This window comes from Geodermatophilus sp. SMS 5-13, assembly GCF_059428245.1.
This window is the reverse complement of the sequence record NZ_CP165729.1, coordinates 767,788-790,828: the sequence shown is the minus strand read 5'-3', so window position 1 is coordinate 790,828 and position 23,041 is coordinate 767,788. Positions and strand designations below refer to the sequence as shown.

Annotated in this window: 26 protein-coding genes; 17 read left to right on the top strand and 9 right to left on the bottom strand. The window is 73.3% G+C overall.

Annotated features, from left to right (window positions below):
- Positions 1–35: 35 nt before the first annotated feature.
- A complete protein-coding gene (locus tag AB3388_RS03800) occupies positions 36–2,069 on the top strand; it encodes an NlpC/P60 family protein (protein WP_495409424.1) in 2,034 nt (677 codons plus the stop codon).
- 30 nt (positions 2,070–2,099) lie between these two features.
- Here the strand turns inward: AB3388_RS03800 and AB3388_RS03795 are convergent, their stop codons facing one another.
- The 9 genes from AB3388_RS03795 to AB3388_RS03755 form a co-directional block, all read right to left on the bottom strand.
- On the bottom strand, positions 2,100–2,849 hold the full coding sequence (locus AB3388_RS03795) for a hypothetical protein (RefSeq protein WP_495409423.1): 750 nt from the start codon (positions 2,847–2,849) through the stop codon (positions 2,100–2,102).
- On the bottom strand, positions 2,849–3,193 hold the full coding sequence (locus AB3388_RS03790) for a hypothetical protein (RefSeq protein WP_495409422.1): 345 nt from the start codon (positions 3,191–3,193) through the stop codon (positions 2,849–2,851). The genes AB3388_RS03795 and AB3388_RS03790 overlap by 1 nt, the downstream gene beginning before the upstream one ends.
- A 240-nt stretch (positions 3,194–3,433) precedes the next feature.
- On the bottom strand, positions 3,434–4,531 hold the full coding sequence (locus tag AB3388_RS03785) for a sigma-70 family RNA polymerase sigma factor (protein WP_495409421.1): 1,098 nt from the start codon (positions 4,529–4,531) through the stop codon (positions 3,434–3,436).
- Positions 4,532–4,584: 53 nt separating this feature from the next.
- Positions 4,585–5,019, bottom strand: a complete 435-nt coding sequence (locus AB3388_RS03780) for a hypothetical protein (protein ID WP_495409420.1) — start codon at positions 5,017–5,019, stop codon at positions 4,585–4,587.
- Positions 5,020–5,218: 199 nt separating this feature from the next.
- Positions 5,219–5,479, bottom strand: a complete 261-nt coding sequence (csrA, locus tag AB3388_RS03775) for a carbon storage regulator CsrA (protein WP_495409419.1) — start codon at positions 5,477–5,479, stop codon at positions 5,219–5,221.
- 62 nt (positions 5,480–5,541) lie between these two features.
- Positions 5,542–5,955, bottom strand: a complete 414-nt coding sequence (gene fliW, locus AB3388_RS03770) for a flagellar assembly protein FliW (protein WP_495409418.1) — start codon at positions 5,953–5,955, stop codon at positions 5,542–5,544.
- 19 nt (positions 5,956–5,974) lie between these two features.
- Positions 5,975–6,880 (bottom strand): flagellar hook-associated protein FlgL, encoded by a 906-nt coding sequence (flgL, locus tag AB3388_RS03765; protein ID WP_495409417.1) that lies wholly within the window; start codon positions 6,878–6,880, stop codon positions 5,975–5,977.
- 8 nt (positions 6,881–6,888) lie between these two features.
- Positions 6,889–8,328, bottom strand: coding sequence for a flagellar hook-associated protein FlgK (gene flgK / locus AB3388_RS03760; protein ID WP_495409416.1), 1,440 nt, complete (start codon positions 8,326–8,328; stop codon positions 6,889–6,891).
- Positions 8,325–8,810, bottom strand: coding sequence for a flagellar protein FlgN (locus AB3388_RS03755; RefSeq protein ID WP_495409415.1), 486 nt, complete (start codon positions 8,808–8,810; stop codon positions 8,325–8,327). The genes flgK and AB3388_RS03755 overlap by 4 nt, the downstream gene beginning before the upstream one ends.
- A gap of 186 nt (positions 8,811–8,996) precedes the next feature.
- On the opposite strand from AB3388_RS03755, the gene AB3388_RS03750 reads away from it, so the two are divergent.
- The 16 genes from AB3388_RS03750 (at position 8,997) to AB3388_RS03675 (ending at position 23,016) form a co-directional block, all read left to right on the top strand.
- Complete coding sequence (locus AB3388_RS03750) at positions 8,997–9,890, top strand: sigma-70 family RNA polymerase sigma factor (protein WP_495409414.1); 894 nt, start codon at positions 8,997–8,999, stop codon at positions 9,888–9,890.
- 134 nt (positions 9,891–10,024) lie between these two features.
- A complete protein-coding gene (locus AB3388_RS03745) occupies positions 10,025–11,215 on the top strand; it encodes a flagellin N-terminal helical domain-containing protein (protein ID WP_495409413.1) in 1,191 nt (396 codons plus the stop codon).
- A gap of 101 nt (positions 11,216–11,316) precedes the next feature.
- Positions 11,317–12,717: a flagellar filament capping protein FliD gene (fliD, locus tag AB3388_RS03740; protein ID WP_495409412.1), complete on the top strand. Its 1,401-nt coding sequence runs from the start codon at positions 11,317–11,319 to the stop codon at positions 12,715–12,717.
- 53 nt (positions 12,718–12,770) lie between these two features.
- Positions 12,771–13,157: a flagellar export chaperone FliS gene (gene fliS, locus AB3388_RS03735; protein ID WP_495409411.1), complete on the top strand. Its 387-nt coding sequence runs from the start codon at positions 12,771–12,773 to the stop codon at positions 13,155–13,157.
- Entirely contained in the window at positions 13,154–13,498 is a 345-nt protein-coding gene (locus tag AB3388_RS03730; protein ID WP_495409410.1) for a hypothetical protein, read from the top strand. The genes fliS and AB3388_RS03730 overlap by 4 nt, the downstream gene beginning before the upstream one ends.
- Positions 13,499–13,865: 367 nt before the next feature.
- Positions 13,866–14,195, top strand: a complete 330-nt coding sequence (gene flgB / locus AB3388_RS03725; RefSeq protein WP_495409409.1) for a flagellar basal body rod protein FlgB — start codon at positions 13,866–13,868, stop codon at positions 14,193–14,195.
- Between the two features lies 1 nt (position 14,196).
- Positions 14,197–14,601 (top strand): flagellar basal body rod protein FlgC, encoded by a 405-nt coding sequence (gene flgC, locus AB3388_RS03720; RefSeq protein ID WP_495409408.1) that lies wholly within the window; start codon positions 14,197–14,199, stop codon positions 14,599–14,601.
- Between the two features lie 2 nt (positions 14,602–14,603).
- Entirely contained in the window at positions 14,604–14,921 is a 318-nt protein-coding gene (gene fliE, locus AB3388_RS03715) for a flagellar hook-basal body complex protein FliE (RefSeq protein WP_495409407.1), read from the top strand.
- Positions 14,921–16,522: a flagellar basal-body MS-ring/collar protein FliF gene (gene fliF / locus AB3388_RS03710; RefSeq protein ID WP_495409406.1), complete on the top strand. Its 1,602-nt coding sequence runs from the start codon at positions 14,921–14,923 to the stop codon at positions 16,520–16,522. The genes fliE and fliF overlap by 1 nt, the downstream gene beginning before the upstream one ends.
- Before the next feature lie 25 nt (positions 16,523–16,547).
- On the top strand, positions 16,548–17,639 hold the full coding sequence (gene fliG, locus AB3388_RS03705) for a flagellar motor switch protein FliG (protein ID WP_495409405.1): 1,092 nt from the start codon (positions 16,548–16,550) through the stop codon (positions 17,637–17,639).
- A complete protein-coding gene (locus AB3388_RS03700; RefSeq protein ID WP_495409404.1) occupies positions 17,623–18,447 on the top strand; it encodes a FliH/SctL family protein in 825 nt (274 codons plus the stop codon). The genes fliG and AB3388_RS03700 overlap by 17 nt, the downstream gene beginning before the upstream one ends.
- Positions 18,444–19,760, top strand: coding sequence for a FliI/YscN family ATPase (locus AB3388_RS03695; protein WP_495409403.1), 1,317 nt, complete (start codon positions 18,444–18,446; stop codon positions 19,758–19,760). The genes AB3388_RS03700 and AB3388_RS03695 overlap by 4 nt, the downstream gene beginning before the upstream one ends.
- Positions 19,760–20,212, top strand: a complete 453-nt coding sequence (locus tag AB3388_RS03690; RefSeq protein WP_495409402.1) for a flagellar export protein FliJ — start codon at positions 19,760–19,762, stop codon at positions 20,210–20,212. The genes AB3388_RS03695 and AB3388_RS03690 overlap by 1 nt, the downstream gene beginning before the upstream one ends.
- Entirely contained in the window at positions 20,200–21,144 is a 945-nt protein-coding gene (locus tag AB3388_RS03685; protein ID WP_495409401.1) for a transglycosylase SLT domain-containing protein, read from the top strand. Before AB3388_RS03690 ends, AB3388_RS03685 begins: the two co-directional genes overlap by 13 nt.
- Positions 21,141–22,586, top strand: coding sequence for a flagellar hook-length control protein FliK (locus AB3388_RS03680; RefSeq protein ID WP_495409400.1), 1,446 nt, complete (start codon positions 21,141–21,143; stop codon positions 22,584–22,586). Before AB3388_RS03685 ends, AB3388_RS03680 begins: the two co-directional genes overlap by 4 nt.
- Positions 22,587–22,602: 16 nt before the next feature.
- Complete coding sequence (locus tag AB3388_RS03675) at positions 22,603–23,016, top strand: flagellar hook assembly protein FlgD (RefSeq protein WP_495409399.1); 414 nt, start codon at positions 22,603–22,605, stop codon at positions 23,014–23,016.
- The last annotated feature ends 25 nt before the right edge of the window (positions 23,017–23,041 follow it).

The window sequence follows — 23,041 nt, the reverse complement described above, 5'->3', positions numbered from 1 at the left end:
GGCCAGTCCGGACGACGAGACCGCGGGGGGACGCTGTGCCTGGCACGCGCACGACCGCGCCCTCGGCCCGGAGCCGAGCCGCCACGTCCGGGACGGCGGGTCGGCCGGTCCTCTCCGCCGCCGAGGCGCAGGCGCTGCGCCGGCTGCTCGCGGAACGCGCGGCCGCCGAAGACCGTCCTGCTCCCGCTGCCGGCGGCCGACCGGTCTCCCGGCAGCCGGCCCGCCGCGCGTCCACCGCCCGCACCCCTGCCGCCCGCACGACCACCGCCCGGAAGCCCGCTGCCCGGAAGCCCGTCGCCCGCAAGCCCGTCGCCCGCAAGCCCACAGCCCGCAAGCCCACAGCCCGCAAGCCGCGGACCCGTGCCGCGCGCGAGGCCCGCAAGGCGCAGCGCCGGCTGACCCGCCGCCGCTGGGCCCGCCGCTTCCTCGTCACGGTGAGCGCGCTCGCCGTCCCCGCCGTCCTCGCGCTGCTGCTGCCGGCCGGCCCGCCCCCGCACGGCACCACCGGTCCCACCGACGCCACCTCGCTGGCCCTGACCGCGCAGACCACGCTGCTCGACGCCGCCGGCCGCTACCGGCAGCTGGAGCAGCAGGTCACCCAGCGTCGCGCCGAGCTGACCGCGGCCCGCACCGCCGAGGAGGAGGCCCGCGCCCGGGACGCCACCGAGCAGGCCGTTGTCGGCGGCTCCGCGGCGGACCTCTACCGCAGTTCGGCGACCGGCCGGTACCCGCTGCTGGGCCTGGACCTCACCCATCCCGACGCCACGGCCGGCACCCTCTACCGGCAGGCGCTGGCCGACCGCGCCGACGAGGCGCTCGAGGGCGCGGTCGTGCGCGCCGAGCGCAGTGACGCCGCCGCGGAGGCCGCCGCCGAGAACGTCGCCGACGCCGAGGCGGCCCTGCGCGCCGCCGAGCGCCGCGCGGCCGCGCAGCTGGCGCACGTGCGCACCCAGGTCGACGGCCTGAGCACCGAGGTGACGCTGACCCTCGCCGGGCTGAGCACCCCGGTCGCCGGACCGCAGCAGGACCGCAACGCCGCCGCCCTGCACCGCTGGCAGGACTACCTCGCCCGGCTCGACGCGGCCGGCATCGATCCGCCGTCCGCCCGTGAGCTCGCCGACCCCGGCAACCTGCCGGCCGGCTTCTCCGCCGCGCTGGACGACCAGGGCGAGCCCATCCCCGGCGTCGCGTGGGCGGTCATCGGCAGCAGCCCGGTCACCGTGCTGCCGGCCGAGACGGTCGCCGCGGTCAGCTCCGCGCTCTCTCAGCTCGGCAAGGGCTACGTCGCCGGCGCCACCGGCCCCGACACCTACGGCTGCGGCGGCTTCACCGCGGCCTCCTGGCTGCTCGCCGGCTACGCCGTGCCGGTCACCCCGGCCGAGCAGTGGTCCGCGGGCGCCGCCGTCCCCGTGGCGCAGCTGCAGGTGGGCGACCTCGTCGTCACCGACGGCGGCCAGGATGCCGGCATCTACCTCGGCGACGGCGAGATGGTCGGCGCCTCGGCCAGTGGCTTCTCGGTGGCGGTGCGCTCGCTCGGCGCCGACGTCCACGCGGTCCGGGTGACCCTGCCGTCGCCGGACCAGCCGAACGCGGCGCTGACCCCGGCCGCCGGCATGGGCGCGTGCGGTGCGCCGCTGCCGCCGCCGGGCATCGTGGACCCCGCGTGGGGCGGCTACGCCAACGGCCGGATCCCTGCGTCGGCGCTGTGCCGCCTCGGCGTGGCCGGGCACGTCCTGCGCTGCGACGCCGCGGCCTCCTACGCCGCGCTCAGCGACGCGTTCCGGGCCGCCTTCGGCACCCCGCTGTGCATCACGGACTCCTACCGGTCCTACGCCGCGCAGCTGGCCGCCTACCGGGCCAAGCCGCGCCTGGCCGCGTGGCCGGGCACGTCCAACCACGGCTGGGCGCTGGCGGTCGACCTGTGCGGCGGCGTGAACATCGCCGGGAGCCCCCAGTGGACCTGGATGCAGGCCAACGCCGGCCGCTTCGGCTTCGTCAACCCGCCCTGGGCCCGCCCGGGCGCGGAGAAGCCGGAGCCCTGGCACTGGGAGTTCGGCAACTTCGGCTAGGGCCAAAATGGCCATTTTGGCCCCCGGGGGTCACGCCCAGGGGAGGTCGGCGAGGGAGCGCCAGGGCAGGACCACGCGGGCCTCCCCCGTCTCCCCGGCCAGGCGCGCGGCGACACCGGCCCCGGCGCAGGCGACCGGACGGCGCGGCGTCACGACCACCGACATCTCGCGCAGGTCGAGCCCGGCGGCCGCGAGGCGCTCGATCATCCGCTCGGGGGCGACCAGCGCGGCCGTGGCCAGCAGCGGCGCCGTGGGGTGCGACCAGAGCCCGACCGGGCCCTCGATCCGCAGGTCGAGCTCCACGTCGTGCGCGCGGCCGGTCGCGGCCGACCGGGTCCGGTGCACGAGGGAGGCGTCGGCGGACGGCGACGGCGTCCACGGCACGAGCAGGTCCCCACGGCGGACGACGACGCGCCAGCCGACGGCGGTCTCGCGCGGGTCGGTCCAATCGAGGACGGCGATCCCGTCGGCGGCCGCGGCGGCGTCGGACACCGGCCGGTGCGCCACCCAGGTGGACAGCGCCGCGGCGAGGGCCTCCGGGGTCGCGCGGACGCCGGCGTCGGTCATGTCCGCGGCGAGGTCGGCCAGGTGTGCCCGCACCCGCCGCTCGCGCTCCTCGAGGACGACGACCGCCCGGTCGAGCACCGAGATCCGCAGCTCCGCGGTGGCGAGCTCCGGCAGGACGGCGTCGGCGGCCTCCCGCAGGTCCTCGACGCTCACCGGCTCGGCCCGCCGCCGCTGCAGCAGGCTCATCGAGGAGCGGCCGAAGGGGCTGCCCATCAGGCGGCTCCCCCGCCCAGCACCGACCGGAGCGCGTCGGGCAGGCCGGGGACGGCGAGCACGCTGGCCACCTCCGCGGCCGAGAGGCGGACGGCCAGCACGTCGGCGTCCCAGCCGGTGGCCAGGCGCACCCGGGCCGCCGACGCGGGCCAGACCGCGTCGCGGGCGGCGGCGACGTGCAGCTCGGTGAGCACGTCCTGGAGATGGATCGCGGCGACCGGGTGCACGGGGCAGGTGGCCAGCGCCTCGCCCACCGCGGCGGCCAGCTCGGCCCGGTGCGCGGCGGTCAGCCAGTGCGGCACGAGGACCGGGGGCAGCGACTCCTCGGCGGGCAGCGCGCTCATCGGCGCACCCCCTCCGGACGGCCCGTCGTCCCGGCTGCTGTGCAGCGGCTGGGAGTCGGGCGCGGTGTCACGGCTTGGATATCGGCAGTGGAGTGGCCCCATCGACCCGGGTCACGGGCGATTTCCGACAGCATCTGCGGCCGATTCCCGTAACCGCTCGGCTCGTCCGCGTCCGCGAACGCGATCGGGCCCCCTCCGAGGTTCCGGAGGGGGCCCGAGGGGCGCGGGGTGCGTGCGGCGTCAGTCGGACAGCTCGGCGAGCCGGGCCTTGAGCGCCTTCTCGACCCGGTCGGCGTAGACGTTCATGTTGCGCACCGAGGTGTTGAGCTCGGCCGACAGCTGGGTCTTGGTGCGCCCGCCCCAGGTGGTCAGGTACCAGGTGGCCCAGCCGAGCACGTTGGGCTGGCCGGCCCGCTGGTCGCGGCGGGCGTCCGGGTCCGGCGCGCAGGCGGCCGTGAGGGCGTGCGAGAGCAGCGTCTGCTCGGCCTCGCCCATGATCTCGTCGGGCGCCTCCGAGGAGTCCGGCAGCAGCACCTCGGTGGTGTCCGGGCCGCCGTCGAGCGACTGCAGGTTGCGCAGCCCGTTGAGGGTCGCCACGGTCTGCGAGTTGCGGCGCAGCGTCGCCACGCTCTGCCCCATGAACGCGGCCAGCTCCTTCTCGCTGGGCCGCCGCTGGTGCTCGGCGATGAAGGCCGCGATCGCCTTCTGCTGCTTGTGCTCGGTGTCCGCGGCGGTGCGGCCGTGGGCGTTGCGGCCCAGGTCGTGCACCCACTTGGACAGCTGCGTGGCGAGGAACGCCCCGAACGGGACGCCCTTGGCCTCGTCGTAGTGGCCGACCGCCTTGAGGACCCACTCGAAGACCTGCTGGCCCAGGTCGTCCGGGTCGGGCAGGTGCAGGCGGATCGTGCTCATGTTGCGCTGCAGCCGCTTGAGGCTGACCGGCCCGTAGTGCCGGCACAGGTCGGCGAGGAAGTCCGGCGGCAGGTCCCGCGGCGTCCGCCGGCGGACGTCGGTCTCCGCGCGCAGGCCCACGGTCGTGCAGCCGTGCCGCGCACACCAGGCCCGCACCCACTCGGCGAGGACCGAGGCCGACCCCGGGGCGCCGTCGACCCGGTAGAGGCCGTCGCCCTGGTCGTAGCTCACCGTCACGCCGTCGGGGGCGTCGTCCCGGAACTCCTCGAGCGGCAGCTCGCGGTCGGTGCGGAAGTGCACGCGGTCGCGGGGGGTGATCGGCGCCAGCGCCCACCCCTCGGCCTCCGGGATGCCTCCGAAGACGAGCGGGGCGCGGGTCGCGGTCGCGGACGTGGAACGGGACGGGGAGAGCGCACGATCGGACACCGGAACTCCTGGTACTGCGTGGGGAAGAAAGGAGGTGCGAGGAGAGACGGCGGTCAGGCCGGGATGCGCTCGGCGAGCAGCGCCTCGCGCGGAGCGGGCACCGGCTGCGCGGCGCCGCGGGCGGCCGTCTCCAGCAGGGCGGCCGCCGCGGCGCGCTCCTCGGCGCTCGGCTCGGCGGTGTAGACCGGCATGTGGTCGTACAGCGAGGTGAACATCGCGCTGACGAAGGCGTAGGCCTCCTGCGCCTGCGGCGAGAACTTGGCGATCGCGGTGCGCGGGCCCAGCTCGACGCCGACGGTGAGCCGCACGACCCGGTCGTCCTTGTTCACGCCGCTCACGGCGAAGGCGACCGACTCGTGCTCCGCGGCCAGCGCGGCCAGCGCCGCGAGGCACTTGCGGGTGGCGCCGCGGCGCGGCCTCAGCTGCACGTGCACGACCACGGTCTCGTTGTCGACCGCGACTGCGCTGTCCGTAACACTGCGTTGCATGGTGATCGCCCCCTGTTCCGTGCCTGGGGGAAATCTGCCGCATGAGGAGCCGGACACCGGCACAAGACTCGCCGTGTCCTACGCAGTTGTGAGGGGTCCGGTTCAGCAGGTCTTGCCCGTGTCGCACGACCATGGGGCCGACGACCGGGACGCGCTGGCGAAGCCTGCCAAACCTTCCGGACCCCGCGCCCGACATCTGTCAGGCGGAGGGCTGCTGCTCTGTCTCCGGGGCCGCAGGGGGCACGAAGGCGGCCAGCGCGCCGAGGGTGTCGGCGGTGACCTGGGCGGCCAGCAGGTTCGCCTCGGCGATCTGCCGGTAGACCTCCTCGCGGTGGATCGGCACCTCGCGGGGGGCCTTGAACCCCAGCCGCACCGTGCCGCCGCGGACCTCGACGACGTGCACCTCGATGTCGTCGCCGATGCGGATCGTCTCGCCGACGCTCCGGGTGAGTGTGAGCATCTGTTACCCCTCCATGGGTTGTGGTGGCCTCCTGGCACGGGCGGTTCGACCGCCCAGCATCGTTATCGGCGCAGGGGACGCCGGATCGGATGCCCCCCGTCGGCGAGCACGACCTGGCGGGCGCGGCCGGAGACGGGATTGATCACCACGGGAGCCCGGAGGTTCGCCGTGGCGGCGCCGACGTCCCCGCGGGGAACGGTCAGCAGGCAGTACAGCTGCGCGTCGGCGGGGTCCTCCAGGTCCAGCTCGGCGCAGACGGTCGGGGGCAGGGACGGGGCGTAGTCCGGGAAGAACGCGGCCGGGGGCACGGCCAGGAACCGCGGACCGTCGGGGTCGACCGACTGCAGCCAGAACAGCAGCCCGTCGGTCGCGGCGACCAGGGCGTAGTCGCGGTGGCGCGGGAAGCCGGGCAGCGGCTCGGACAGCCCGAGCACCACGACGGATGCGGGCAGGGTCGCGGCCGGCGCCAGGGTCATCGGGAGGCGTCCTGTTCGATCAGCGGAGGAAGTCGAGCAGCGTGGGCTGGACCACCTGGGCGGTGGCCTGCAGCGCGGCCTGGTAGCCGACCTGCTGCATCTGCAGCTCCATGATCGTCTTCGGCAGGTCGATGTCCTCGGTCGCGGAGAGCTGGCTCTTCAGGTTCAGCGCCTGACTGCTGTTCACCAGGCCGGCCGTCTCCAGGCGCGTCGCTCGCGTGCCGACGTCGGCGGCCGCGGCGAGCAGCCCGTCGATGACCGTGTCGAGGTTCTTCAGGTCGTCGGTGAGCGCCGTCGTGTCGTCGACGTGCGAGACGACCGCGTTGACGACGGAGAACAGGTCCTTGCCGCTGGCCGGGTCCCCGAACGCCTCCGGGCCGGTGATGTCCACGCGGATCGTCTCGACGTCGGAGATCCGCCGGGTGAGCGGGTGGACGGCGACCCCGCCGGCTCCGCCGACCCCGATGTAGCCGCCCGTCGCGTCGTACGCACGGGTGCCGGTGGTCACCCCACCGAACAGCGGCCGGCCCTGCACGACCTGGTTGGCCTGGCCGAGCATGCTCTCGCGGATGCCGCCGACCTCGGTCGCGATCGCCTGCTGAGACTGTTCCGACTGCGCGCCGCCGTTGAGCGCCTGGACCGTGAGGTCCCGGACCCGGCGGACCTGGGCGAGCATGTCCTGCAGCGCCGAGTCTGTCGCGTCGAGGAACGTCGTGCCGTCGGTGATGTTGCGGGCGTACTGGGCGTTGCCCGTGATCGCCTGCCGGGTCTGCAGCGAGGTGTTCGTGCCCGTCGGCGAGTCCGACGGCTTGCTGATCGTCTTGCCGGACGTGAGCTGCTGCTGCAGCTTGGCGACCGCCGACAGGTTGCTGTTGAGCCCCTGCAGGCTGGTCTGGACGACCGCGCGCTGGGTGATCCGCATCATCGTCTACGTCACCGCACCATGTTGATCAGCGTGTCGAGCATCGAGTTGATCGTCGAGACCAGCTGGCCGGCGGCGGCGTACCCGTGCTGGAACTGCAGCAGGTTGCTCATCTCCTCGTCGAGATTCACGCCGGAGACCGACTCCCGCGAGGCGTCCACCTGGCTGCTGATCACGCTCTGCGTGGTGAGCCGGTTGGCGGCCGTCGCGGCCTCGACCCCCAGCGAGACGATCATCTTCCGGTAGGTGGCGTCCGTGCCGGTCGACGTCAGACCGAGCTGGTAGATCCGGTCGGCGTTGGAGTTGTCCCCCGACGCGACGGTGCCCGTGCCGCCGGACGGGTCGGGCACCGGCGCGAGCGAGGCCGCCGCGAGCTTGCGCGGATCCGAGATCCGCATCGTCAGGTTGGCCGCGGTGATCTTCGTGAGGTCGACCGTCGCGGCGCCGCTGCCGTCGTCCAGGAGCGGACCTCCCGGGTTCCCGTAGTCGTCGTAGCCGTCGTCGTGGACGTCGTTGAGCTGGGTCGCGAGCTGCCGGGCCAGGCCGTCGATCGCCGTGCGGTACTGCGGGATGGTCGACGTCATCGCGGTGAGCTTGCCCTCGGCGGTACCGCCCGCCCGCACGAGCATGTTGCCGGGCGAGGTGGCGATCCGCGGCGGGTCGCCGGCCAGGTCGTCGGGGTCGCTGCTGCCGAGCAGGGCGAGCTTCAGGGTCGAGCCCCCGGAGACCAGCGTCGCCCCGCCGACGGCCAGGGTGATGGCGCCGTCCTCGGCCGGGCTCGAGGTCGCACCGACCTGCTGGGACAGCTTCAGGACCAGCACGTCGCGCTTGTCGGCCAGCTCGTTGCTCGGCAGGCCGGACTGGGTCGCCCGCCGGATCGCCACGTTGAGGTCGGCGATCGACTTCGCCGTCGCGTTCACGTCGTCGACCAGGGTCGAGAGGTGGTCGTAGTCGTCGGTCCACTGCTGGTCGAGCGCGGCCCGCGTGGTCCGCATGCCAGCAACGAGCGTCTCGGTGCGCTGCAGCACCTCGCTGCGCGCGCCCGGGTCGGTCGAGTTGTTGTGGACGTCGCCCCAGGCGGCCCACATGTCCGACAGCTGCGCCTGGATGCCGGTGTCCCCCGGCTCGCGGAGCGCCTGCTCGATCTGCGCGAGCGTGTCGTCGGCGGCGCTGAGGGCGGCGGTGGTCGCCTGCTCGGTCTGCGCCCGGCCCTCGAGGAAGGTGTCGCGGATCCGCGCGATCTTCTCGGCGCTGACACCCTCGCCGACGTTGTTGCTGACCGCGTAGGTCGCGGGGACGGCGGTGCCGCCGAGCGACTGCAGCTCGGCCCGCTGCCGGGAGTAGCCCTCGGTGTTGATGTTGGCGATGTTCTGGCCGGTGATGTCCAGCGCCCGCTGCTGGGCCCACAGCGCCGTCCGGGCCGTGTTCAGCCCGCTGAACGTCCCGCTCACAGGGCACCGTCCAGCGTGACCGCACGGGAGCCGCCGGTCTGCGCGCGGCCGGTCGACCCGTAGGTCCCGGCCGACGGCGTCCGCACCGAGAGGAGCGCGTCACCGAGCACGGCCATGCCACCCTCGATCAGCTCGCGGTTGGCGTCGGACAGGCTGCGCAGGTCGGTCACCAGGACCAGCAGCGCCTCGTGGTGTTTGGCGAACAGATCGTTCCACGGGGCCGGCGCCTTCTCGGCCAGCTGCCGCAGCGACGGGTTCGCGCCCAGGCCCAGGCGGACGGCGAGGGCCTCGGTGGCCGCCGCCCGCTCCACCTCCAGCGTGCGCAGCTGGTCGAGCACGATCTCGATCTCGTGCGCGATGCGTGCCAGCCACCGGGTCTTGCCCGTGAGGATCAGGTACTGCTTCTCCTCGGCCTTGAACAGCAGCAGGTCGAGCAGCTCCTGCTCGCGCCAGAGCAACGTCGACAGATGCTGGTAGTCCACGCTCTCCACCGCCTTCCTCTTCTCGCCTTGTCGACAGGGGCATCGGCATTCCCGCGGGAGGGCTCAAGCCGAAATCGCGACACGACCGGGTGAAGCACTCAAGGACCGGAGGAAATCTGCCGACGACGGTGCGATGGGCCGCCGAACATGCCGAGAGAGAACGGCGTGAGACCTGCACGTGCCCTGGTGACCGATCGCGCCGGCACCCGACCGCCGCATGACCAGCGGTCGGCCCGCGACGTCGACGCGCTCGTGACCGAGCACCTGCCCCTGGCGCACTTCGCGGTGAACGCGGTCGCGTCGAGGATCTCGCTGCCCGGTCACGTCAGCCGCGAGGACCTGATCTCCTGCGCCCAGGTGGCCCTGGTCGAGGTCGCCCGCCGCTTCGACCCCTCCGCCGGCGCGTCGTTCGCGACCTACGCGCTCGCCCGGCTGCAGGGAGCGGTGCTCGACGAGCTGCGCAGCGGGGACTGGGCCAGCCGCTCGGTCCGGGCCGCGGCCCGGCGCACCGACGCCGCCGCCGACGCCCTGGCCATCTCCCTGGGGCGGCCGCCGACGAAGGCCGAGCTGGCCGAGAGCCTCGGCGTCGCTCCCGGCGAGCTCGACGCCCTGCAGGTCGACGTCCACCGCGCCGTCATGGTGAGCATCGACGCCGACCACGGCGGCGAGAGCGGTTCCCTCGACATTCCCGACACCGGCGAGTCCCCGGAGCGGGCGCTGCTGCGCACAGAGCGCAGCCGGCATCTGCAGGACGCGATCCGCGCGCTCCCCGACCGGCTCGACGAGGTCATCGAGCGCAATTTCTTCGGTGACGAATCATTGACCGAGATAGCGGCCGATCTCGGGGTCACGCTCTCGCGGGTTTCACAGATGCGCGCGCGTGCTCTGGCGCTGCTGCACGCCGCGATGAGCGAGGTCTGGGAGGGCCGGCCGGTGCCGGCGGACGGCGGCGTGCGCGCCCGCAACCAGCAGCGCATGTACGTCGACCGCGTCGCCGGCCGGAGCCCCGCGTCGTCCCTTCCCCGCGCCCGTTCCCTGTGGCAGGGGTCGCCGGCCCACGCGGCCGCGCAACTCGCCTGAGGAAATCGAGAACTTTCGTCCCGTTCGCCTCAAGGACGAGTCCTCCCCGGCCGTAACCAGAGATGTAACACCCCGCAGCACGGATGCAGCGGGCTGAACAGGAAATGCCCCATCCAAGGAGGATCACCATGGGCATGAGCGTCAACACCAACGTTGCGGCGATGAACGCCTACCGCAACCTCTCGACGACGAACAGCTCGATGAGCAAGTCGCTGGAGCGGCTCTCCTCGGGCTTCCGCATCAACCGTGCCGCCGACGACGCTGCTGGGCTCGCGATCTCCGAGGGCCTGCGTTCGCAGATCGGCGGCCTGACCCAGGCCGTCCGCAACACCCAGGACGGCGTCAGCGTCGTCCAGACGGCTGAGGGTGCCCTGAGCACCACCACGTCGATCCTCCAGCGGATGCGTGACCTCTCTGTGCAGGCCTCCAACTCGGGCAGCCTGAACAGCGACGCCACCGCCAGCATCCAGAAGGAGATCGGCCAGCTGAAGGAGGAGCTGTCGCGCATCGCCAGCACCACCACCTTCAACGGCACGAAGCTGCTCGACGGCAAGTTCAACAGCGCGTTCCAGGTGGGTGCCAACGCCGGTGAGACCATCTCGGTCGCCATCGGCACGCCGGGCAAGGGCATGGACGCGCTGGGTCTCGGCGTCTCCGGCGTCGACGTCACGGGCACCAGTGGCCCGGCGGGGGTCGTCACCGGCGCCATCTCCGACGACCAGGGCGCCCCGACTGCGGGTAAGTCCGTCGTCGCCGGTGACTACAGCACGGCTGCCACGCTGGCCACCAACTTCGCCGCGCTCAAGGGCACCCTGTCGTACAACGGCAAGAGCCTGGACCTGTCGACGGTGGACTACACCGGCGCCAGCACGGCGGCGAACTACCTGGCCAAGGTGCAGACCGCCCTCGACGGTGCGTTCGGCGCGGGTGCCATCACGGCCACCACCACCGGTACCGCGAGCATCGACTTCACCGGCGCTGTTCCGGCGGTGAACTCGACGGCTGCGGACGCCGCTGCTCTGACCCCGACTTGGTCGAAGCAGTCCGGCGCCACGGCGGCCATCACGGCGATCGACACGGCCATCAAGACCGTGTCGGCTACCCGCGCCGACCTCGGTGCGAAGCAGAACCGCTTCGAGCACACCATCAACAACCTGAACGTTGCCATCGAGAACACCACCTCCTCGGAGTCGCGGATCCGCGACACCGACATGGCGTCCGAGATGACCAACTTCACTCGCGCCCAGGTCCTGACCCAGGCCGGCACCTCGATGCTGGCCCAGGCCAACCAGTCCACGCAGAGCATCCTCAAGCTGCTGGGCTGACCCTGAGCGAGTACCGCTAGCACCACCCGGTGAGGGGGGAGGCCCCGGCCTCCCCCCTCACTGCGTGCACCACCGATCCCGTCGAGAGAGAAGGAACCACGATGGCAGGCGTCAGCCTGGGTACCGGACTCACCTCCGGGATCGACTACAGCACCATGATCAGCCAGCTGATGCAGATCGAGGCCCGGCCGCAGGACCAGCTGAAGACCCAGCTGTCGGACACCAAGGAAGACGCCACGGCGTTCCGCGACATCAACAGCTCCTTCGCCGCCCTCGCCACAGCGGCGGAGGCACTGACGAAGCCCGCCACCTGGACCCCGGCGAAGGCGACCAGCTCGTCGTCGACCGTCTCCGCCACCGCGGCGAGCGGGGCGCTGAGCGGCAGCCTCTCCTTCACCGTCGACAAGCTCGCCACGTCGCACTCGGTCGTCACCGGCGCCAACTGGACCGCGTCCACCGACGCGTTCGGCCTCGGCTCACCGCTCACCCTCACGACCTCCGCCGGCTCGTTCACCATCACGCCGACCGACACCGACGCGAACGGCACGGTGTCCCTCGCCGAGGCGGCCAACGCCATCAACGCCGCCGGCAAGGGCGTCACCGCGACGCCGGTGAACACCGGATCCGGCTACCGGCTGCAGCTGACCTCGACGGGGACCGGCACGGCCAGCACCTTCAGCCTCACGTCCCCGACCATGCCGAGCGATACGTTCAGCACGCTGCGGGCCGGGCAGAACGCCGAGATCACGATCGGCGGCACCGGCGGCTACAAGGTGACCTCCGCGACGAACACCTTCGCCGGCGTCATGGACGGGACCACCTTCACCGTCAGCCAGGCGGGTACGACCGAGGTGACGATCGGCGTCGCCACGGACACCACGGCCATCACCGGCGCCGTGCAGTCGCTGGTGACCGCGGCCAACGCCGCGCTCGACAAGATCGCCGGCTACACCTACAGCAGCAGCACCGCAGCTCCGCTCAAGGGGAACTACAACCTGGTCAGCCTCAGCGGCCAGGTGCTCGAGGCCGTCTCCACCGCGGTCGGCAGCACCTCGGCCGGGCTCGCCGGCCTGCAGCTGACCAAGGACGGCCGGCTCACGTTCGACTCGGCGAAGTTCGCCGAGAAGCTCAAGTCCGACCCCGCCGCTGTGCAGAAGATCTTCAGCGGGACGGCGCTCGTGGGCACCGACAACGTGGCCAGCACCCCGGACGACGTCGTCGGTGTCGACGGCATCGGCGCGCGGCTCGCCGTCCTCGCCAACCGGGCCAGCGACGAGGCGACCGGTACGCTGATCAGCCTGGCCAAGGGGCAGGACACCCGGGCCGAGGACCTCCAGGACCAGATCGACGCCTGGGACCTGCGCCTGGAGCTGCGCGAGAAGACGCTCACGGCCCAGTTCTCCGCCATGGAAAGCGCGCTCGGGACACTGCAGAACCAGATGTCCTGGCTGAGCTCCCAGATCAGCTCGCTGCCGAAGTGGTCCTCGTCCTCCGACAGCTGATCACCCCCGCCCTCCCTTCGATCGACCCTCCGTCCCCCAGGAGACCCTGAACGATGAGCACCGCCTCCCTCCGCGCCCGCTACCTCGGCGACCGCATCGCCACCGCCTCGCCGCAGCAGCTGCTGGTGATGCTCTACGACCGGCTGGCGCTGGATCTGGAGCGTGGCGAGGACCTGTTGGTGCGCGGTGACCGCGAGGCCGCGCGGCAGCAGATCCAGCACGCGCAGGAGATCATCCTGGAGCTGCGCGCCACGCTGAAGGTCGAGGTCTGGGAGGGCGGGCCGCGGCTGGCCGCGCTCTACGCCTGGCTCGTCCAGGAGCTGATCCAGGCCAACCTCAAGGGCGACATCCGGCGCGTCCGCGACTGCCGCAAGGTCGTCGAGCCGCTGCGCGACGCGTGGCGCGAGGCGGCTGCTTCGCTGGCGGCCCTTCCGGCATGAGCGCCGAGCAGGCCGGGACCGTGGGACCGAGCACCTGGCACGAGGCCCTCGATGATCTCGAAGAGCAGGTGCTCGAGGCCGAGGAGACCCTCGCCCGCAGCCGCGCGCACGAGATCGCCGCGTGGGGACGGCGGAACACGGACTGGGTGCCACCGTCGGCGATCGGGCCTCTGCCGGACGAGCTGCGCGAGCGCGCCGCCCGCCTGCTCCAGCACCAGCTGGCCGTCGCCGAGCGGTTGATCGAGCGCATCACCCAGTCGCAACGCCAGCGCGAGGTCGCCGCGCGCATGTCCTTCGGGTCCGGCCGGCCGGTTGCCGCGTTCATCGACAAGGCCCTGTAGCCACTCCTCCCCCACACGGCAGTTCCGACGAGATCTGCACAGTGGTGGCCATCAGTCCCCTGATGCCCACCAGTGTGCAGATCTCGTTGCATTTCGGGCCCGGGAAGCCCTCGCCGGCTCACTGATCACACCCGCACCAGAGGCGCCCGGAGACAACTTCACCCCCTCGTGTGCCGCTCGCCTGGTCAGTCGGGCCCCCCGGGGTGCCGATAGGGAGAAGGCACGGACAGCAACGTCTCGCCACGGATCGGCGGACCCTGCGCCTGCGCGCTCGCGCGCGGGTGCCCATGCCGCGTATCCGGAGGTACCTCGTGTCGTCCTGCGCCTTCCGCCGGCGGTCCCGAACATGTTGATCGAGGACCGGACCATGACGGCGCTGCACAGCGCCCTCTCCGGCCTGGCCGCACGTCAGCGGGTCACCGCCGACAACATCGCCAACGTCAACACCCCGGGGTTCCTGGCCGGCCGCACCGACTTCGAGACCGCGCTGAAGGGCGCCGTCACCAGCGGCGACACCCCGTCGATCTCCGGCGGCACGGTCGCCCGGTCGCTGGAGCCGACCAACACCAACGGCAACAACGTGAACCTGGACAGCGAGACCGTCATCGCCACCGAGACCGGTCTGCGCTACCAGCTGGCCCTCAACGCGCTCGACGGCAAGTACACGCTGCTGCGCAACGCGCTGGCGACGAGCTGACATGGCGCTCTTCGACGCGATGAGCATCGCCGGCTCCGGCATGCTGGCGCACCGCAAGTGGCTGGACGCAGTCTCGGACAACATCTCGAACATCAACACCGTCTCGGCGACCAACGAGGACGCGTTCAAGGAGCGGTTCGTCGACGTCCAGGCGGTCGACTACGGCTCGGGCTCGGGCGGCGTGCGCGTGGCCGGGGTCGAGTTCGGCAGCGGCGAGGGCCGGATGGTGTACGAGCCCGACCACCCGCTGGCCGACGCGAACGGGTACGTGAAGTACCCGGACATCGACCTCGGTGACCAGATGACCGAGCTGATGATGGCCCAGCGCGGCTACCAGGCCAACGTCGCCGTCATCGAGCGGGCCAAGGACGCCTACACCGCTGCGCTGCAGCTCGGGAAGGGCTGACCGTGAGCTCGCCCATCCCCGGCATCTCCCTCGCCGGGTTCACCGGCGTGGCCGCGCCCAGCAGCGTCGGCAGCACCTCCGCGGCCTCGAGCAGCAGCGGCGCCGACTTCGCGTCGGTCCTCGCCTCGTCGCTCGACAAGCTGCAGGGTGCGCAGTCCACGGCGGACAACCTCGCCACGCAGGCCGCCACCGGCGATCTGCAGGACGTGCACGACTACATGATCGCGAGCAACGAGGCGTCACTGGCGACGCAGATGGTCGTCACGATCAAGAACCAGGCGGTTAACGCCTTCAACGAGATCATGAGGATGCAAGTCTGATGCCTGCTGCGCTCGCCGGGCCGTTGGCGCGGATCCGGTCCGTGCTCTCGACGATCAGTCTGGGGCAGAAGGTCGTCATCGGCCTGCTCGCCGTCGGGCTGATCCTCGGCGGGTTCTTCTTCTACAACTGGATCACGGCGCCGACGTACTCGCCGCTGTTCTCCAACCTGGCCTCCACCGACGCCTCGGCGATCGTCGACGAGCTCAACGCCCAGGGCGTCTCCTACGAGCTCACCGACGGCGGCGGCACGATCATGGTGCCCAACGACCAGGTCTACGACCTGCGCCTGTCCATGAGCGGCAAGGGGCTGCCGGCCGGCCAGGACACGGGGTACGCGCTGCTCGACGAGCAGGGCATCACCACCAGCGAGTTCCAGCAGCAGGTGACCTACCAGCGCGCCATCGAGGGCGAGCTGGCCAGCACGCTCGAGGCGATCGACGGGGTCAACACCGCGGTCGTCCACATCGCGCTGCCCAAGGACGAGGTCTTCGTCGAGGACCAGGGCAAGCCGACGGCGTCGGTGCTGCTCGACCTCGCCGCAGGCACCGACCTCACCGGCGAGCAGATCAACGCAGTCACGAACCTGGTCAGCTCGAGCATCGAGGGCATGGACCCGACCGACGTGACGGTCGCCGACTCCAGCGGCAAGGTGCTCTCCGCGGCCGGCACGGGGCTGACCGCCGCGGCCGGGGACCAGCGCTCGCAGATGGAGCAGGAGTACGAGAACCGGCTCGCCGCCAACGCGCAGAAGATCCTCGACCAGGTGCTGGGTCCCAACCGCGCCGTCGTCTCGGTGCGCGCCGACCTCGACCTCTCGCAGCGGCAGTCGACGTCGGAGACGCACACCTACAACCAGGGCACGCCGCCGGTCTCGGAGAGCACCTCCAAGGAGACCTACTCCGGCGACGGCACCGGCGTGGGCGGCGTGCTCGGGCCGGAGAACACCGCGGACGCCACCACCGGCAGCGGCAACTCCAGCTACGAGAAGCAGGAGTCGACGGTCAACAACTCCGTCGACACCACCACGACGACGACGCAGGAGGCCCCCGGGGCGATCAACCGGCTCACGGTCTCGGTGGTCATGGACGGCACCGTCGCCGGCAACCTCAACCAGCAGCAGGTCCAGTCCCTCATCGGCAACGCCGTGGGCCTGGACACCGCGCGCGGCGACGCGATCACGGTCGCCGCGATGCCGTTCGACACCACCGCCGCCGACCAGGCGGCCGCCGAGATCGCGGCCGCGAAGAAGGCCGAGCAGCAGGCCCAGATGTGGTCGCTGATCAAGACCGGCGGCATCGGCCTGGGCATCCTGCTGGTGATCCTGCTCGTCTGGCTGCGCTCGCGCCGCCGCGGCGAGGTCGAGGAGGAGTACGAGCCCCTCGAGCTCTCCGACGACATGCTCGCCGAGCTCGAGCGGCTGCGGGTGCAGAGCATCCGTGACGAGCCGCCGGTGATCGACACCGCCGCCCTCGAGCTGGAGGCCGCGGAGCGCCAGCGGGTGCGCGGCGAGATCTCCTCGATGGTCGCGGAGAAGCCCGACGAGGTCGCGGCCATGCTGCGCGGCTGGCTGTCCGAGTCCAAGTCAGGAGCGTCGGCGTGAGCCCGAACCAGAGCGGAGCGACCCGATGAGCATCGCGTCGGTGGAGCAGCTCGTCGGGCTGGGCGGCGGCGCGGCGAACCTGCCCGCGACCACCGCCCAGGTCACGCCGGCGCGGCCGGAGCTGCCCGGGCTGCGCAAGGCGGCGGTCTTCCTCGCCCAGATGACCAAGGAGGAGGCCGGCATCCTGCTGGCCAAGCTGCGGCCACGGGAGGTCGAGTCGCTCACCCGCGAGCTCATGCGGCTGAACGCGGTGGAGCCGGAGGACGTCGACGGCGTCCTCAACGAGTTCCACCAGATGATGACCGCGCAGCGCTTCGTCGGCCGCGGCGGTGTCGAGTTCGCCCGCGAGATCCTGGCCGCGGGGCTCGGCGAGGACAAGGCCGACGGCATCCTGTCGCGGCTCAACGTCGTCTACACCGAGGTGCCGTTCGCCTCGCTGCGCAATGCCGACGTCCGCCAGCTGGTCACCTTCCTCAAGGACGAGCACCCGCAGGTCATCGCCCTGGTCCTCGCCCACCTCACCGCGGCGCAGTCCGCCGAGGTGCTCTCCGGCTTCGCCCCGGAGCAGCAGGCCGAGGTGGCGCACCGCATCGCGACCATGGATCGCACGTCGCCGGAGATGGTGCGGCTGGTCGAGGAGGAGCTCGGCCGGCGGATGGGCTCGCTGCTCGCCCATCAGGACATGACCACCGTCGGCGGCGTGGAGACCCTGGTCGAGATCATCAACCGCTCGCCGCGGCCGACCGAGCGCTCCATCCTCGAGTGGCTGGACAGCACCGACCCGGAGCTGGCCGACCAGGTCCGCAGCCAGATGTTCGTGTTCGAGGACATCGTCACGATCGACGACCGCTCGCTGCAGCTGGTGCTGCGCGAGGTCGAGGCCAACGACCTGGCCACCGCGCTCAAGGGTGTCCGCCCCGACGTCCGGGACAAGGTCGTCCGCAACCTCTCCGAGCGCGCCGCCGAGAACCTGCTGGAGGAGATCGAGCTGCTCGGCCCGGTCCGCACCCGCACCGTCGAGGAGGCCCAGGCCAAGGTCGTCGGCGTCATCCGCACCCTCGAGGAGCAGGGCGTCCTGACCATCAGCCGCGGGGGCGACGATGACTTCGTCGCGTGAGGGTGCGCTGCTGCGCGGCGCCTCCGCGGCCAGGGCGGTGTCCTACCGGGACGTCATGCCGTACCAGGCCCCGGCTCCGGTCCAGGCTCCGGCTGCGTTCCCGGTCGCCGAGCTGCCCCGGGACTCCGGGCCGTCCCCCGAGAACCGGCGGACGACGATCCGCCGGGCGGCCGACCAGCCGGTGCCGCCGGAGACCCCGGCCGACGCGCCGGTCACCGGGCGGCCGTCGTTCCGGCTCGGCGACGTCTACGCCGAGGAGCTGGAGCGGCTGCGGCAGCAGGCGCACGCCGAGGGGTTCGCGGCCGGTCACGCCGAGGGGCTGACCGCTGCCGAGGAGGTCGTCGCGCAGGCCGAGCGGGCGGCCGCCGAGCGCCTGGCCGAGGTGCAGGCCCGCTGGGAGCGCCGGCTGGTGTCGGCGACCGCCGCGCTCGGCGCCGCGGTCACCCAGCTCGACCAGGCCGCGGTGCCGGTGGCCGAGGACATCCGCGAGTCGATCCTCTCCGCCGTCCTCACGCTGGTCGAGGACCTCCTCGGCCGGGAGCTGGCCCTGGCCGAGTCACCCGGCCTGGACGCCGTCCGCCGCGCGCTGACCCTCACGCCGACCGACAGCCCCGTCGTCGTCCGCGTGCACCCCGACGACCTGGCGGAGATCCCCGCCGAGGCGCTCGAGGCGCTCCCGGCGCACGTGTCGGTGCTGGGCGACCCGTCGGTCGAGCGGGCCGGGGCGGTCGCCGAGACCGGCCCGCAGCGCATCGACGCGCAGCTCGGTGCGGCGCTCGAGCGGGTCCAGGCGGTCCTCGCCGTATGAGTCTGGAGATCCTCCTGCCCCGGGCCCGGGCCGCGGCCCGGCCCCAGGTCACCGGCCAGGTGGTCGGCGCCATGGGCCTGACCCTCTCGGTGGACGGCGTCGTCGCGGCCGTCGGCGACCTCGTCGAGGTCAACCCCGGCGCCCCGCGCGCGCTGCTCGCCGAGGTGGTCGCGGTGGGCCGGGACAAGCTCACCTGCATGCCGCTGGGCGACCTCTCCGGCGTGCACGCCGGCGCCCCGGTGCGCAACACCGGCCGGCCGCTGCAGGTCCCGGTGGGCGCCGGGCTGCTGGGCCGGGTGCTCGACGGGCTCGGACGGCCGGTGGACGGCGGCCGCCCGCTGTCTGCCGGCGTCTCCTGGGTCGACCTGTCCAGCGAGACCCCGCACGCGCTGTCGCGGACGCGGGTGGACCAGCCGCTGACCTTCGGCGTCCGGGCGCTGGACACCCTCGTGCCCTGCGGCAAGGGCCAGCGGCTGGGCATCTTCGCCGGCTCCGGCGTGGGCAAGTCGACCCTGCTGGCGCAGATCACCCGCGGCACCGACGCCGACGTCCGGGTGATCGGGCTGATCGGCGAGCGCGGCCGCGAGGTGCGGGAGTTCCTCGAGGAGACCCTCGGCGAGGAGGGCATGGCCCGCACCGTCGTCGTCGTCGCCACCTCCGACGAGCCGCCGCTGGTGCGGCTCAAGGCCGCGTTCGTCGCGACCCGGATCGCGGAGGGCTTCCGCGACCAGGGCCTCGACGTGCTGTTGCTCATGGACTCGATCACCCGGACGGCGATGGCCCAGCGCGAGGTCGGGCTCTCCGCGGGCGAGCCGCCGGCCACCCGCGGCTACCCGCCGAGCGTCTTCGCGATGATGCCCAAGCTGCTGGAGAAGGCCGGCACCGGCGCGACCGGCTCGATCACCGGGCTCTACACCGTGCTGGTCGAGGGCGACGACCACAACGAGCCGATCGCGGACACCGCCCGCGGCATCCTCGACGGGCACATCGTGCTGACCCGAAAGCTCGCCACGACGGGGCACTTCCCCGCCATCGACGTCCTGGAGTCGATCTCCCGGGTCGCCGGCGCCGTGGTCGCGCCGGAGCGGATGGCCGACGCCCGCGAGGCCCGCCGGCTGATGGGCGCGCTGCGCGACGTCAAGGAGCTCATCGAGATCGGCGCCTACCAGGCCGGCAGCGACCCGACGGTCGACCGCGCCCGCGCGCTGGCCCCGGCGATCGACGCCTTCCTGCAGCAGCCGGTCGGTGACGGCACGCCCCCCGAGGAGTCCTGGGCGTGGCTGCACCGGATCGTGACCGGCCAGGCTGCGTAGTGGGCAAGCGTGCCGCCTTCCGGCTGCAGCCGGTCCTCGAGCTGCGCCGCACCCAGGAGCGCGCCGCGGCCGAGGCAGCCGCGCAGGCCATGAACGCCGCCGCAGAGGCCGACCGGCGCGCCACCGAGCGGGAGCAGTCCCTCGCCGGGGCCCGGCCGCCCGCCTCCGCGCCCCCCGGCGTCTTCCTCGCGTCCATGGCGCTGCTGCGCGTGGCCGCCGAGGACGCCGCCGCCCAGCGGGCCCTGGCCACGGCCACCGCCGAGCAGGCCGAACTGGTCCGCGCGCAGTGGACGGCGGCCGCGCAGCGGACCAAGGGGCTCGAGCGATTGAAGGATCGGCACGCCGAGGCGATCCGGTTGGCCGATCAGGCTGCCGAGGAGAGAGCCGTGGACGACCTCGTCACCGGCCGCGCCGGCCGCCCGCGCACCGGGGAGGTGCCGTGGACGGAGTGACCGCGGTGCAGTCCCGCATCGCCGAGATCCAGCAGCGCTTCGTGCTGCGCGCGCAGACGACGGCGAGCACCAACTGGGCGTCGGCGGCCGCGTCCGCCGGCCTGTCCGGCACCGACACGAGCTACGCGACCGGGACCGCCGGGACGGCGTCCGAGCAGGGCGTGGTCAGCGAGGCGATGAAGTACCTGGGCGTGCCGTACCTCTGGGGCGGCACCGACCCCTCGAAGGGCCTGGACTGCTCGGGCTTCACCCAGCTCGTCTACGGCAACCTCGGCATCGACCTGCCGCGGACCTCCTCGCAGCAGGCCACGTCCGGCCAGGCGGTCGCCTCGCTCGCCGACGCGCGCCCCGGCGACCTGGTCTTCTTCGACTACAGCTCCTCGCGGCCGGGCGTCGACCACGTCGGCATCTACCTCGGCGGCGGCAAGATGATCGCCGCGCCGCAGGAGGGCGAGACGGTCAAGGTGCAGGACGTCGGCACCCCGACGGTGATCCGCCGCGTCCTGCCCGCGTCGTCCTCCGCGTCGGCCACCGCCTCGAGCAGCGCGCTCGCGGGCGTCCCGTACGCGAACCTGTTCACCAGCGCCGCGGCGCGCTACGGCGTGGACGCCTCGGTGCTGGCCGCCGTTGCCTCCCAGGAGTCCGGCTTCGACTCCCAGGCGGTCTCCCCCGCGGGCGCCCAGGGCCTCATGCAGTTCATGCCGGCGACCGCCCAGGGCCTCGGGGTCAATGCCTTCGACCCGGCGTCGTCCGTCGACGGCGCCGCGCGTTACCTCGCGTCCCTCACCCAGCAGTTCGGCTCCACCGACCTCGCGCTGGCCGCCTACAACGCCGGCCCGGGCAACGTCAGCCGCTACGGCGGCATCCCGCCCTTCAGCGAGACCCAGAACTACGTCCGTGCCGTGATGAGCAAGGCGGAGGCCTACCGATGAGCGCTCCTGTGATTCCCGGCATGCCCGCGGTCCGGCCCGCGTCGACCCCCGCTCCCGGCGGGTCCGGGGCCGAGGGCTCCGCCGCGTTCGCCTCGGCCCTGGACGGCGCCCTCTCCGCCGGCCGCGAGACCGCCCCCGGCCGGGTCGTCAGCGAGGCCGCTCACCAGCGCAACGACGAGCGGGCCGCCGAGCGGGCCGCCAAGCCCACGCGCGGCCGCGCGGTCGGGCCGCGCGACGACCGGCCGGACGGTTCCGCCCACGCCGAGAAGGCGACCGACGAGACCGCCGCCGAGGACGAGGAGACGGCGACCGCGCCGGATCCGGTGACCGCCGCACCCGGCGCCGTGTGGGCGCTGCTGGTCCAGGGCGCGCTGAGCGCCGCCGCGCAGCCCGCGGTCGCCCCGAACCCGGTCGCCGGCACCCCCGTGGTCGGCGAGGTCGCTGCCACGGTCGCTCCGGCGGCCCCCGCGGTCACCGGCCTGCCGTCGGCCGCCGACCTCCCCGCGCCCGCCGCCCCGGCCGGTCCCCACCTCCCGGCCGCCGCGCCGGCAGCAGCCGCGGCCCCGACCGTCACCGCCGCGGTCCCGGTGCAGGCGGCCCCCGCCCCGGCAGCCGCCGCTCCGGCCGCTCCGGCGCCCTCGGCCGACGGCGCACCCCAGCCCGCCGACGCCGCGGCCGCGCTGGACGGCGTGCCGGTGGTGGTCACGACCGCGCCGGCGGCACCGGCCGCACCGGTCGCCGCGACGACGCCGGCCGCCGACGTGCAGGCAGCCGGCGCGACAGAGGACACCGCCGCCGCGGCGCCCGCGGAGCGCGCCACCGCGGTCGCCGAGGCCGACGGATCCCTGCCGACCTCCACGGGCGGGGGCTCGGAGCAGGCGCGGTCCGACGGCGACGGGTCCGCACCCGCCCCGGCTCAGGTCGTGGCGGCCGCGGCACCGGCCGCTCCCGCGACGGCGCCGACGGCGGCGGCGCCGGCACCGGCCGCCCCGGCCCAGCAGCCCGCGGTCAGCACCCAGGTCGCCCAGCCGGTCGCCGTCCTGGCCGGCCGGCCGGACGGCGCCCACACCATGACCGTGGTGCTGACGCCGGACGACCTCGGCCCGGTGCAGATCCAGGCGACCGTCAGCAACGGCACCGTCGACCTCACCCTGCACGGCTCCTCCGAGCACGGCCGGGCGGCGCTGCTCGACGCCCTGCCGGAGCTGCGCCGGGAGCTGCAGAGCGCCGGCGTCACGTGCTCCCGGCTCGACGTCTCGCGCGACACCGGCTCGTGGTCGGCGACGCAGCAGCAGACCGCCGGCCAGTCGCAGCAGGGCTCGCAGCAGCGCGGCGAGGGCCGGCCCGGCCCGTGGCTGCGCACGCCCGACCACGGTGAGGGCCGGCCGGTCCCCACCTCCACCTCGTCGTCCACGTCGACCGGCGTGGACGTGCGCGTCTGACACACGGAGACGACGAATGACAGCCCCGGTGAGCGGCACGAGCGCGGTCGCGACCAGCACCGCGACGTCCACGGTCAGCCGCGACGACCAGATGGACAAGGACACGTTCCTCAAGCTGCTGGTGGCGCAGATGCGCTACCAGGATCCGAGCAACCCGGCGGACACGACGCAGTTCATGTCCCAGACGGCCACCTTCACCCAGGTGGAGAAGCTCGAGCAGCTGGTCACGCAGAACGCCTCCCTGGTGGCGCTGCAGAAGTCGATGAGCGCCGGCTCGCTGGTCGGCCACACCGTGACCTACACCGACGACACCGGCGTCGAGCAGACCGGCAAGGTCACCTCCGTCGTCCTGGGCGACGACACCACCGAGTCCACGGCGACCATCGACGGCCAGTCGGTGCCCATGGGCCGGATCACCGAGGTCGCCTGACCTCCCCCCGCTCCCGTTCCCCGAT